The organism is Thalassobacillus sp. C254 (assembly GCF_001310615.1).
Window position 1 is genome coordinate 92,951 of sequence record NZ_BAXQ01000003.1, and the last position, 12,308, is coordinate 105,258.

General features: G+C 41.2%; 11 protein-coding genes and 4 pseudogenes. 4 read left to right on the plus strand and 11 right to left on the minus strand.

What is annotated here, in order from left to right; genetic code table 11:
- Positions 1-81: 81 nt before the first annotated feature.
- The 3 genes and pseudogenes from JCM19033_RS04985 to gpr all read right to left on the minus strand — a co-directional run bounded on the left by JCM19033_RS04985 (position 82) and on the right by gpr (position 3,072).
- Complete coding sequence (locus tag JCM19033_RS04985; RefSeq protein ID WP_157049738.1) at positions 82-378, minus strand: hypothetical protein; 297 nt, start codon at positions 376-378, stop codon at positions 82-84.
- A pseudogene (gene spoIIP / locus JCM19033_RS04990) lies at positions 371-1,551 on the minus strand (stage II sporulation protein P). The gene JCM19033_RS04985 and the pseudogene spoIIP overlap by 8 nt, the downstream one beginning before the upstream one ends.
- 405 nt (positions 1,552-1,956) lie before the next feature.
- Entirely contained in the window at positions 1,957-3,072 is a 1,116-nt protein-coding gene (gpr, locus tag JCM19033_RS04995) for a GPR endopeptidase (RefSeq protein ID WP_054635630.1), read from the minus strand.
- 175 nt (positions 3,073-3,247) lie between these two features.
- Between gpr and rpsT the strand changes: the two genes are divergently transcribed.
- Entirely contained in the window at positions 3,248-3,514 is a 267-nt protein-coding gene (gene rpsT / locus JCM19033_RS05000) for a 30S ribosomal protein S20 (protein ID WP_054635495.1), read from the plus strand.
- Here the strand turns inward: rpsT and holA (JCM19033_RS25075) are convergent.
- Together holA (JCM19033_RS25075) and holA (JCM19033_RS25080) are read right to left on the minus strand one after the other, a co-directional pair.
- The gene (holA, locus tag JCM19033_RS25075) at positions 3,465-4,226 is read right to left on the minus strand and encodes a DNA polymerase III subunit delta (RefSeq protein ID WP_054635496.1); all 762 of its coding nucleotides are present in this window, start codon (positions 4,224-4,226) and stop codon (positions 3,465-3,467) included. The genes rpsT and holA (JCM19033_RS25075) overlap by 50 nt on opposite strands.
- Entirely contained in the window at positions 4,204-4,647 is a 444-nt protein-coding gene (gene holA, locus JCM19033_RS25080; protein ID WP_054635497.1) for a DNA polymerase III subunit delta, read from the minus strand. The genes holA (JCM19033_RS25075) and holA (JCM19033_RS25080) overlap by 23 nt, the downstream gene beginning before the upstream one ends.
- 467 nt (positions 4,648-5,114) lie before the next feature.
- Here holA (JCM19033_RS25080) and JCM19033_RS21945 point away from each other — a divergent pair, with 467 nt between their 5' ends.
- A complete protein-coding gene (locus JCM19033_RS21945) occupies positions 5,115-5,252 on the plus strand; it encodes a YqzM family protein (protein WP_083465272.1) in 138 nt (45 codons plus the stop codon).
- 39 nt (positions 5,253-5,291) lie between these two features.
- On the opposite strand, the pseudogene JCM19033_RS05015 reads toward JCM19033_RS21945, so the two are convergent.
- The 5 genes and pseudogenes from JCM19033_RS05015 to JCM19033_RS05040 form a co-directional block, all read right to left on the minus strand.
- A pseudogene (locus JCM19033_RS05015) lies at positions 5,292-7,063 on the minus strand (DNA internalization-related competence protein ComEC/Rec2).
- A complete protein-coding gene (locus JCM19033_RS05025) occupies positions 7,003-7,647 on the minus strand; it encodes a ComEC/Rec2 family competence protein (RefSeq protein ID WP_054635500.1) in 645 nt (214 codons plus the stop codon). Before JCM19033_RS05025 ends, JCM19033_RS05015 begins: the two are co-directional and overlap by 61 nt.
- A pseudogene (locus JCM19033_RS05030) lies at positions 7,644-8,208 on the minus strand (ComE operon protein 2). The gene JCM19033_RS05025 and the pseudogene JCM19033_RS05030 overlap by 4 nt, the downstream one beginning before the upstream one ends.
- A gap of 71 nt (positions 8,209-8,279) precedes the next feature.
- Positions 8,280-9,534: pseudogene (locus JCM19033_RS05035) on the minus strand (homocysteine synthase).
- 68 nt (positions 9,535-9,602) lie between these two features.
- A complete protein-coding gene (locus tag JCM19033_RS05040) occupies positions 9,603-10,214 on the minus strand; it encodes a helix-hairpin-helix domain-containing protein (RefSeq protein ID WP_054635501.1) in 612 nt (203 codons plus the stop codon).
- Between the two features lie 41 nt (positions 10,215-10,255).
- Here JCM19033_RS05040 and JCM19033_RS05045 point away from each other — a divergent pair, with 41 nt between their 5' ends.
- On the plus strand, positions 10,256-10,516 hold the full coding sequence (locus tag JCM19033_RS05045) for a DUF2533 family protein (RefSeq protein ID WP_054635502.1): 261 nt from the start codon (positions 10,256-10,258) through the stop codon (positions 10,514-10,516).
- An 87-nt stretch (positions 10,517-10,603) separates the two neighbouring features.
- Positions 10,604-11,437 (plus strand): late competence protein ComER, encoded by an 834-nt coding sequence (gene comER / locus JCM19033_RS05050; protein WP_054635503.1) that lies wholly within the window; start codon positions 10,604-10,606, stop codon positions 11,435-11,437.
- 32 nt (positions 11,438-11,469) lie between these two features.
- Here comER and JCM19033_RS05055 read toward each other — a convergent pair whose 3' ends face one another.
- A complete protein-coding gene (locus JCM19033_RS05055; protein WP_054635504.1) occupies positions 11,470-12,222 on the minus strand; it encodes a class I SAM-dependent methyltransferase in 753 nt (250 codons plus the stop codon).
- Between the last annotated feature and the right edge of the window lie 86 nt (positions 12,223-12,308).

Consider the following 12,308-nt stretch of genomic DNA (forward strand, 5'->3'; position numbering starts at 1 on the left):
ATATTCAATTGCTTGCCATGAAACTTTCTGTCCTGTCCCCTAATAGGAAATTGTTTTCCTTTTTGTATAAAAAAAGAACTCTCATTGTCCTGTGACATTGAGAGTTTTTCCTAATTTAGAGAAAAAGTTAACGGATCCTCTTTCCGCTACTTCTTCCTGCTTTTGTGTCAGGTCATCTGTAATTGCTTGTCTTTCTATGCTTTTTTTCTCTTCCTTCTTTTCTCTTTCCTTCTTGGCTTGTTCGATCACAACCAATTCTCTTTCGTACTCGGCTATCTCTTTAAACTGTTCGTGCGCGTGATAATGTCCCACGAGCATTCCACTGATGAATAAGAGAGTGATAATTAACAGCCCGGCAATAATTTTCAAATTAATCATCTCCTTGTGAATCTACTTCCTCTCCATCCCAGTAAAATTCACTAATTACCTCGGCCATAATATCCGTTGAACGATAGACCTCTTCCAGGGTATTCTCAATTCCTCCCATTTCAATTAAAATCGATCGTTCCGAAAGGTCCTGATTATACCTCCCGTTGGAGCCGCCGCCGCCTTTCACAAGGACCCCCCGGCTTAATCCCGGGTAAGATTTCTCTAAACGGTTATGGAGGTCTTTAGCCATCGCTAAATTCTTCTCATAATTGGCATGATTTTCACCAATGACAAAAAAGGTTCGTGCATACACTTCTCCGTTGATCGTGATTGTCGTAACGTCCCGGGGTTGTGAATCTCGATGAATTTCAAAAACATGTCCAGTTTTTCATTTTCGGCGATCGCTTCTTTTACCAGGTCTCTTGAAACGTCATAGGATTGAGGAAAGTCAAGTCCCTGTTCCTGAAGCATAGCTTCGATATCGCTTGTATCTACATCGGTTTTTATCCCCCGCTCTTCTAAGGCTTCTCCCAGCTTTTCGCCGACTTTGGTGATGTTAACATCTGGATGAAATGCAATCTGTGTCCCTTCCTCAAGCTCAGGCAGAAATGATTCACGGCTGTGGGAGTGAATGATATGGGCGACCACTTCCTCTCCAGGCTCTCGTACCGCTTCAGGAGTCTCTTTAGTTTTTTCTGTTTCATTCATCGCGACTTCAGAAGCTGCCCGCTCTTCCATTAATACTTCCATTGGAGGAGCTGATTCAATTGGCATGGTTGTAAAATCAGTTCCTTCCCCTGCTACTACAATCCGGCCATCAAATAAAGCAAAACCAGGAAGTTCTCTCCCTAAAAATGTTCTAGGATCCTCAAAATTTACACTTGTCATCATCTCAAATGCCATAGCCGAAAAGGAAGGTGATGAGTACCCCTCCGGGAGTGCTTGTCCAAAGTAAACATTTTCCATAGAAAGAAATTCAACAAGGACCTCATTATGGACCTTATTTGTCCACCCATGAACAGCTGTTGATGAAAAATGCTTATTATGCTCAAAAGAGGTTAACATTGCAACCAAAATAAAAGTCATCATTAGGCCAAACACAACAAAAAGGATAAAGCTTTTAATGCTTGTCCGTTCCACAGCAAAAATAGGATGGATACGCTGCTTTTTGAAATTTTTCATAACATCCCTCCCATAGCTTTATTTTATGTACTCATTCCTTAGCTGTAGAACAGATTTCTATTAAATTTTGATAGGTTTATCTCTACTATGGTGATAAGGCTTACAATGCGTTCTTTTAAGTCAGACTCTAATTAAGGGAGGATGTTGATCTTATAAGTCAATTGTATTGTAGATAAACGGATAAATAACACGACGATTCGAAGGCCCCGCAGGAGGGTTCCTGAGAAAGCACAGACTAGATCTGTATCGGGGAACACGAATGGGGGATTGGTTACCCACGGGTCTGCGGAAATGTCCAGAGGCTTAAGAAAACTATGGCGCAAGGAGAATTCAAACTTTATGGACAATAGGGAAGGAAAAGCCGTCACGTAAAAAAAGCATATAAACAAAAAAACCTACTCTTCATTAATGAGAGTAGGTTCCAGTATTATCCTGATCAATTGATTTGTGCAAAGCAGCATTCAGACCTTCAGCAATAACATTGGCCATATCTTCCATAAAAACGTCCACTTCCTTTGGAGTAACCATCAGGTTATGGCCAAGAGGAGCAAGAACCTCCTGAATCAACTGTCTCTTTTCATTTTCCTCAAGGCTGCCAATCATCCCAAGAATAGATTCTCTTTTTTCTTTCTCCGGCATATCCTCGTCTGTGAATTCTTTCTTTTCACCAAAGGTCATCCCTGCTGGAGCTAACGCCCTTGAAGGTCGATTCCCTTCTTTCATTTCTCTTCCCAGGTGCTTTAGCAAAAAGTCGATCGTATCGCTTGTAATGGAAACTGCATCCACAACGGTTGGAATGCCTACAGCTATAACTGGAATTCCCAGTGTTTCTTTACTAAGCTCTTTACGTTTGTTTCCCACCCCTGAACCCGGATGGATTCCTGCATCAGAAACCTGGATTGTCGTATTCACTCTCTCAATGGAACGAGAAGCTAAGGCGTCAATAGCTATCACAAAATCCGGCTTTGTTTTTTCTATAATTCCCATGATAATATCACTCGTTTCAATTCCTGTGAGCCCCATCACACCAGGCCTGATCGCACTAATGGAGCGAAACCCTTCCTCCACCTGTTCAGGAGCCTCTTTAAACAAGTGCTTTGTTACAACAAGCTTTTCAACAACCATTGGCCCTAAGGCGTCAGGTGTCACATTCCAGTTTCCAAGTCCTACTATTAGACAGCTGGCCGAATCCTCTACCCCTATATTATTTAAAAATGCGTTGAACTCCCTTGCAAAAATTCTCTCTAAATTTTTCTGGAGTTCAGTGTCTTTCTTTCTAATCCCCTGTGCTTCAAAAGTTAAATATTCTCCTGCCTTTTTTCCTATTCTCTCTGAGCCCTTACTGTCGATGGTTACATTTACCATTTTCACTCCATCTTCAGTTTTCTCTTTTACTATCACACCATTGATTTCCTTTGCGGGCTCTTTTGTACTCTGTTCTCTTTCCTTTACCATCTGTTCTGCTTCCATTGCCAGGTCCGTTCTTACCGAAAAGCGAGATAAATCTAGATCTTCACCCACTTCTATCCCCCTTGTAAAATGATAGCCAAAAATATTTTTGTTTATATTTTTCCTATCGTGTCCTGTTTTAGCCGTTTTATTCTTGTATTGCATAGGCTGCGCTTTTTTGGTAGAATCCATTATGTTGTATTGATTTAAAAAGAACCAATGGATCCCCATCAAGGAGGTGAAGTAAATGGCAAATATTAAATCTGCCATCAAACGCGTTGAGCTTAACGAACAACAGCGTGTGAAGAATCAAGCGTTCAAATCTGCTATGCGTTCTGCAGTTAAGGAATTCTACAAAAAAGCAGATAACAACGATGTTGAGGGAGCAAAAGAATTGTTCTTCCTTGCTACGAAAAAATTGGACAAAGCTGCAGGTCAGAATTTGATTCATACAAATGCTGCATCTAGAGAAAAATCTCGTCTGCAAAAGCGCTTAAACGAGATTGCTCAATAAATTTTTGAGTAACCATGCGAAAAAACGACTCACTGGAGTCGTTTTTGTTCGTATGTAGAAAATCTTTACTTATACAAAAAGCAAGGCTCTTAGCGGGGCCTTGCTTTTTTGGCTCTTTTTTTAACTGGGTAATAAATAATTCCAAAATCAGCTTTTTGTCCATTTTACCCATTTTCATTTGATAATCCATTTCTGCCAGTTCCTTTAAAATAGAGGCCAGCTCTTTCTCGGAAAAACCCTTTGCCTGCTGTTCAGCCATTTTAACAGCATAAGGGTGAAGCTTTAAATGGCCTGCTATTTTTTGCCGGGAATACCCACGTCTGCTTAACTCTTTAATATGAAGAATAATTCGGAACTGACGGGCAAACAAGTTAAGGATCTTTACAGGCTCTTCATTCTGTTTTAAAAGGTCATAATAAATACGTAGTGCCTTCTCTGTCCGCCCATATACCACATTTTCCACCAAAGCGAATATATTTTCCTCCAACGTGCGTGCAATAAGCATTTCAACTGCTTCTACAGTAATGGACTTGCTTTCTCCGGCGTAAAGAGCCAGCTTTTGAAACTCAGAAGCAAGCTGCATCAAATCTCTGCCCGCCAGCTGAAGAAGCTTTTCCTTAGCCTCTGAAGGGAGGGACAGGTTCATTTCTTCTGCTTTATCCTGAAGCCATTTTGCTTTTAATTGATCGTCAAATGAATCCGCCTGGAGCACTTCTCCCCCGCTTTTTTAATTTCTTCACTAACTTTTTCCGTTCGTCAAGCTTGGCATATGGAGCGATGATAATAAACAAGGTTTCACCAGGCGGGTTTTCTATGTATTCTTCGAGCACTTTCACGTTATGTTCTATCTTATCTTTACCTTTTGCTCCTGTTAAAAACGAAGCATTTTTTATAATCACCACACGCCGATCACCAAAAAAAGGAAGAGTCTGCCCTTCTTCTACAGCTGAATCGACAGGCTGCTCCTGCATATCATATACCGAGAGGTTAAAATCCCTTTCTTCATCGGTCAATGCCTTACTAAGAAGCTGCTGTGTAATTTCATCTATTAAGTATTGTTCAGTGCCATAAAGCAAATACAAAGGAGCTAACTGTCCTTTTTTTATCTTTTCTTTCAGTTTTATATATGACATACAGCTTCAGCCTCTTTAGTTGATTTTTCTTATCACTCATACCTGTATAAAACAAGGCAGGACAAGAATATTTATTTTTATACTATCTTTTCTACTCTTATTTATCAATCATAACTTAAAGGACTCCACCTTTCTCAGGAGGAGTCCCATTCAGTAAGTAAAAGGAAAGTACCAGCACGGAAAGGCGGCACTTTCCATTTATGATAAACGTTAAGAAAAAGACCTAGGAACCTCTTTCTTAACGGTTGAGCGTTCTTTCTTTCTCTCTTATGGTATCCTATGCGGCAGCAAACTATAGGTGACAACTCTTTACAATCAGGGGAATACACTCCTTCCTGTGTTATATTCTTCAATCAGACTTGTCCGGAGTTTTCAATGAGGGAAATTCTGTTTGTGAATTTAGTGAACGTTATGGATTTTTAAAATAGCTTCGCTTATACTAAAATGTGTACGAGGAGGGATTAAATATGAATCATTTTGAAAAAGATGTTCAAAGTAAGCGGAATGACGCTATTGATTCAGCTGTTGGATTTATTGTTTCATTTGTATTTTTTACCCTTATCTTTGTTGTGGCCACGGTCGTTGAAGTGGTTGGCAACCTGTAAGGCATAAAAGGACTGTCACCGGGACAGTCCTTTTGTATGTTATGAACAGCTCACTTCCCCTTCTTCTGACCTCATTACCTCCCATCCTTTCACGCCCATTTCCGTAAATGTAAATCTTACCGAGCCATGAACATCAGTGCGAAAAACCATGACATCCTCTTGTTCCAATGTTTCAAGGACAGAGGAATGGGGATGCCCAAATCGGTTGCATCTCCCCGCTGGAATCAGAGCTGCTTTCGGCTGAATTTGTTTTATAAATTCTGGCGAAGTCGACGTTTGGCTGCCGTGATGTGCGACTTTTAAGATATCAGCCCTTACGTCTGCATGCTCTTCTATAAAGCGCTTTTCACTTTCTCCTTCCATATCACCCGTGAACAGCCAATTCTCTCCTTTTGTTTTCATCCATAAAACAATGGATCGGTTATTTACACTGCTTTCATTTCCTTTTGGCGATAAAACAAGAAAATCAACTCCCGATGCACTCCACCTGTCACCTTCCGATACAGCGTATACAGGTATTTTCCGTTCGCTCATTGCGGTAAACAACTCTCTTTCTCCCTCTCCTTCAAGAGGAACATTTCCGTATAACACGCTTTTTACTTTTGTTTCTTTCATCACAGCAAACATTCCGCCGTAATGATCCCAATGTCCGTGAGAGACGATCATTTTGTCAATTTGCTTAATTCCTCTTTGCTGCAAATAGGGAACCACCACCCTGGCACCTGGATCATAAACTGACGACCGCACCTGCCACTCTTCTCTTTCAAAAGCTACGTGACCGCCCGCATCAATTAAATACACACCTTCTCTGAATGGAAGCTCAATTAGAATACTGTCTCCCTGTCCCACATCAAGCAGCGTTACATATCCATTTTTATCAAGGTAGGGAACAGCCAGCTGAATACCTGCAGCCATTACCCAGAGTGAAGAAGCAGCAACAATTGCTCTTTTTTTCTTTTCAAAAGATAGAAACAGGATATAAGTGGTTATTATAAATAACCCTATTATGACCGAGGAGGGCTTGCCAAACACAGCTTGGGCCTCTGGAATACTTGCTGCCTGGTGCAGCACCTCGTGTGATAACGTAACAATGGAAGTAAAAGGAATAATAAAGATGTTGTAGGCTGGAGGAAACCAAAGGGAAAGGAAAAATAACATAAAGGAACCTGGAAGAACGAAAAGAGAGATAAACGGTATAAAAAACAAATTAAGCGGATAGCTGAGGAAAGAAACCGAGTAAAAATGGAGAACCAGTAAAGGAAAAGAGGAGAGCTGGGCGATAAGGCTGGCAAAGCAAAGTTGAAAAGCCGCTCCCTTTACGTTTGAAAAAATTTTATGACTTGAGACAAGCAGGGAAAAGCTCACTAGAAAAGACAGCTGAAAGCCAATATGAAAGAGATAAAAGGGGGTGTGCCACAATAAAAAAATAAATACCCAGCTATTGCATCTATAGGTGAAATGGGAAGCTTCAATTTTAAACATATCAACACAAGTAAAGTCATCATGGAAGCTCTTATCACTGAAGGAGCACCGCCTGCTAAAATAATGTAGGCCGGGAGAAACGCAATTAGAAGACTGTACGTCCGTTCCCGTGTGATTCCCAGACGAATGAATATGTAGAACAAAGTTCCAGTAATAATACCAACATGAAGGCCTGATACTGCGAGCAGGTGTACAAGTCCCAATTTTTGATAAGATGAAAGAAGGTCAGGTTCCAATAGGGTTCGTTCTCCAAAAATGAGTGCTGCTATTAGTCCTTGTACGTCCTCAGGAAAGACGTTTTCAATCCAGTGAATGCCTCGTGCCTCCATACTTTCAGTCTGTCCTTCATATCAGTACTCTTTGAAAGACAGTGGGATGCTGTTAAATGCTCCGGTGTAAACACCCAATGTGCAGATTGCCTGTACAGATATTGCTGATAATCAAAGGCTCCGAAATTGGAAGATTTTGAAGGAGGAGATAGTGAACCAGGCAGCCGGCAGTGAAGTCCCGGCGCAAGAGTTTGCAGTTCTTCTTTTTCTTCTGGGGAAGAAATAATATAGCTTACAGGAAGGGTTTCTTTGTGAGGAAGAGAGAGGGTCATCGTCAACAGGTTACCATCTATATCAGGACCTGCCATAATCTTTCCTTCAACAAAGGAGGTTTCAGGAGAAATAGAAGTTACGTTATTGCTGTCTGCAGCAATCCCTCTAAAGAGGGATATAAGAAATATACAAACAATAAAAAGATAAACGCTATGTTTTTCTCTTTTAAGAAAGCAAAGGACAAGAAGAAGGAACAGTGCTCCTCCTGCCGCCTTTGCCGAAGCTTCCATCGCTGCAGCTGTGCCAAGGCATGCTGCCAGCGCCAGCAAGTAAACCTTGCCTTTCACCCATTCATCACCTGCTTTTCTCAAGAGGATGTGAATAACTGGTTTGCTCTTTCATGCAAATCCTTCATTTCAACGGAATCTACACCGGCATTTTCTAATTTCTTGAGCAGGTCTGCGGTAAAGGAAAGTTTTTCACTTTTATTATAGTCCAGAACTGTATCTTCAAGTTCTTCCTGCATGACACTCACACCGGCTTTTGAAGGATATCCTGTGCATACGGGTGATTTTGTAGTCCGTAGCATAAATGACTTTTTTTATTCCGCTTTGGATAATTGCTTTGGCACAATGAACGCACGGAAAATGAGTGACATAAAGTTCCGCTCCCTCTGTAGCCACCCCAAACTTGGCGCATTGTAAAAGAGCATTCATCTCAGCGTGGATCGTACGAATACAGTGGCCATCCACGACATAACAGCCTTCATCCAGACAGTGATCTCCGCCTGAAATTGACCCATTATAGCCCCCTGCAATAATCCTTTTATCTCTGACAATCGTGGCCCCTACCATCAATCTCGTACATGTACTCCGTAAAGCCAGTAAATGACTTTGCGCCATATAATATTGATCCCAGGAGATTCTCTCCATGCTTTTCACTCCTACACAATCTATTTCAGATAATAGTGTAGAGCAGGAACGTCCAGCCGTCAAAGCTTTCTTTACTCCTGGCTTCTTTTTATGGCTTGATCAAGGTCAGCGATAATGTCGCTGCTGTGCTCAATGCCCACTGATAGACGGATAAGATCAGGGTAACACCTGCAGCTTTTTGCGCCTCCTCGGTTAATTGCTGATGAGTAGTGCTTGCAGGATGAATCACAAGCGATTTAGCATCTCCCACGTTTGCAACGTGGGAATGAAGCTTTAAAGAATCAATCAGTTTCTTGCCTTCTCTTAATCCCCCGCGTATTCCAAAGGTCAAAATAGCCCCCTGTCCTTTGGGTAAATATTTCCTGCCAAGCTCATATGTTCTATGAGATTCAAGACCAGGATAATTCACCCAGTCCACTAGTTCATGGTCTTCTAAATATTCTGCTACCTTAACGGCATTCTCACAATGGCGCTCCATGCGAAGGTGGAGAGTTTCAAGCCCTTGAAGTAATAAAAAGGAATTCATTGGCGCAATAGCCGGCCCCAGGTCTCTGAGCAATTGGACTCTTGCTTTTATAATATATGCCAGGTCACCGACCGCTTCTGTATAGACAACGCCATGATAACTTGGATCCGGTTCGGTCAGCCCGGGAAACTTTCCATTTTTCCAATTAAACTTGCCGCTGTCCACAATGACTCCTCCAATAGAAGTTCCATGACCCCCAATAAACTTGGTGGCAGAGTGAACAACGATATCTGCTCCATGCTTAAAGGCCGGCATAAGTATGGCGTAACCAGCGTAGCATCAATGATTAAAGGAATGTCATGACTATGTGCCACCTCGGCTATTTGTTCAATATCAAAAATATCACCATTAGGGTTGCCTATCATTTCGCCAAAAACAAGTTTTGTTCTTTTATTGATCTTTTCCTCATAGGCTCCTGGGTTATTTCCTTCGACAAGGTGAACCGTAATCCCAAGCTTAGGTAAAGTGTGCATAAACAAATTATAAGTACCGCCATAAAGCCCGCTTGAAGCTACAATTTCATCCCCGCTTTCACATATATTTAAAATAGCAAGGTGAATGGCTGAGCTTCCGCTTGCCGTTGCCAAAGCTCCCACACCGCCTTCCATTTCAGCTACTCTTTTTTCAAACACATCCTGGGTAGGGTTCATTATTCGGGTGTATATGTTCCCAAATTCAGATAAGGAAAAGAGATCAGCCGCATGGTCAGTGTCTTTAAAACCATATGACGTTGTCTGATAAATGGGCACTGCCCTTGCCTGAGTAGCAGGGTCAACTTCCTGACCGCTATGCACGGCCATTGTCTCTAATTTCCATTCATTCTTACGTTCCACCACTTCTCCTCCTCATGCAGCAAGCTGCAATTCTATTAATCTACAGAAATATACTCCTTCATTTGTTCTATTGACTTTGGTCCAATTCCTCCTACTTTTTCTAAATCATTAATTTCTCTAAACCGTCCATGATCCTCTCTATAGGTAATAATCGCTTGAGCTTTAGCCGGACCAATCCCGGGAATGGCTTCGAGTTCTATAGCATCAGCGTAATTCACCCGGATTTTAGTTGGACCGCTGTTGTCAGTCCCGAAATGATATTCTCCTTCACCATGCTCCCCTTCCCTCGGTACATAGATCACCATTTCATCCCGTAATGTTTCTGCTAAATTCACGTGTCTCTCATCTGCTTCATCTGTTAACCACCCTGCTTTTTCAATCGCATCAATAACTCTCTTTCCTTCCTCCATTTCATACACCCCTGATGCTTTTACTTCTCCTTTTATGTCTATTTTAATCCATAGTGGGTCAGCCTGTATGTGTTCCTCTTTGTTGACCTCCTCATCTGAGTAAATATCTTCTTCCTGGCTCCAATGTGAAAATTGCAGCTCTTCCGTATTGTCATTAGGAAGAAACCAAAGTACACTAAGTGTGGTTAAAATACACCCGCCGGCTATATAGCTTATCCATTTAACCTTTTCCAGCAAAACAAAACACCTGCCTTTATTGAAAATAGGAGGAATATAACATGAGTGTTCATCAAGCGATATCAGGACAAATAGAGAAACGGTTACTAAAGGAAAAAGAATTTTTGGCACTTGATCTGCGTAGAGAAGAGGCAATTGAAGAAACACTGACACAGGCCAAAAAAGACCCTGGAGAAATTTCAGTACAGCGTATTAACCAAATTACAAAGGAAATGAATCAAATTGCGGCACATTACCGGTTTCCTCAGCGAAAAAACGTGACAAAAGAAATGATTCAGTCATACATTAATCGAAAGTCATAAAAAAAGTCACTTTCTCATATCGATGAGATAGTAAAGAATAAGGGAAAAGTATGGGGTCATACTGAGCCTTTAAAGGAGGCATATAGTATGCAGGTGGGTGTCATTGGGACTGGAAACATGGGAAGGATATTAGTGGAAACTATTGTTGAAAGCGGAGCTGCTCAAAAGGAAGAAATGATTATTACCAATCGTACGCTGGATAAAGCCAAAAAGCTGGCAGATGCTTATCCCGGCATAAAGCTGAAAAAGAAGATATCTGATGTAGTAAAGCAAAGCAACTTACTATTTGTTTGTGTAAGACCTTTACAATTTCCAGATGTTCTTCAGGAGATCGCTCCCTACGTAACAAGAGATCACATTGTTTCATCAATCACAAGTCCGGTAGAAGTCGGTCAGCTGGAACAATCGCTTCCCTGTAAGGTTATGAGATCTATACCAAGCATAACAAATCGTGCTGGTAAAGGCGTCTTGTTGTTGACCTACGGTTCGAACTGGGAAACTCACGAAAAAGAAAAGATCGCAAATTGGTTTTCGGAATTCAGCCACCCTCACGAGATTGAAGAAAAAGTAACTCGTGTAGCAAGCGACATAGTAAGCTGCGGGCCTGCTTTCTTTAGCTATCTGCTTCAGTCTTTTATAGATGCTGCGGTGAGTGAAACGGAAATTGAGAGAAAGGATGCAGAGTACCTGACTGCAGAAATGATCCAAGGGTTATCCTCTCTTTTTGAAAAGGGATTTTATACACTTCCTTCCTTGCAGAAAAAGGTCCACGTTCCAGGGGGAATTACTGGTGAGGGACTTAAAGTTCTCCATAGACAATCAGAGGGAATGTTCGAAGATTTGTTTAAGGCAACACATGAAAAGTATTACGAGGATAAAGAACTGCTCGCTGAGAAATTTACGAAGAGACAGGACTCTTAAAGAGCCTGTCTCTATCTTACTGAAAAGTCTTATTATTGTAAATCTTTTTTAATTGCAGTAAAAAATAGCCTGTCACTGCCTTGACCAGGAGGTTGGTCCGTAAAATCAGCAGTAACTCTTACATTTTTAAATCCCTGAGCCCTGAGCATATCTTCATACTCCTGCTGAGAAAAGGTTCGCTGATAGTGAAATTCGTCAAATCTTCTATATCTGCCGTCTTCTTCTTTAATAAAAAATGTCAGTTCATGCTCCACTGAGTATGGGTCCTCGCCATTATAACAATTCCATATACAGCTTCGATTTTCTAACGATTCGGCAAACTGAAATCCTGCCAGTACATCTTCCATGTACGAAAGAGAATGAACGTCAAATAATAACAGTCCTCCTGTTTTTAAATGAGAATAAAAGGAAGCAAAAGCTTTTTCCACATCCTTTTTTGTTACAAGGTAATTTAAGGAATCGCACGTTACTATAACAGTATCAAAAACTCCCAGCCCTTCGAGTTCTCTCATATCCTGGCAAAAAAGTCGTGATCCCTGATCTTTTGGCATTTTCTCGTTAGCGACTGCAAGCATTTCCTCTGAAGCATCAACACCATCTATTCGGTATCCTTTTTTTATCAAATCAGCCATGATCCTACCTGTACCGCAGCCCACATCTAACAAATGAGGAGCTGTCACTTCATTTGCAGTTAATGTTTTTTCTATCCATAATACCCATTCTTTATAAGGAGCCTCCTCCATTAATTCATCATAATAATAAGCAAAGCCCTGATAGGCGTTCATTTTGGTCTCCTCCTTACTTTAATAAAATATTACTTATACACAATTATCCTTGTCTGTAAAGGCAGGAACCCCAGTCGTCAAAAAAC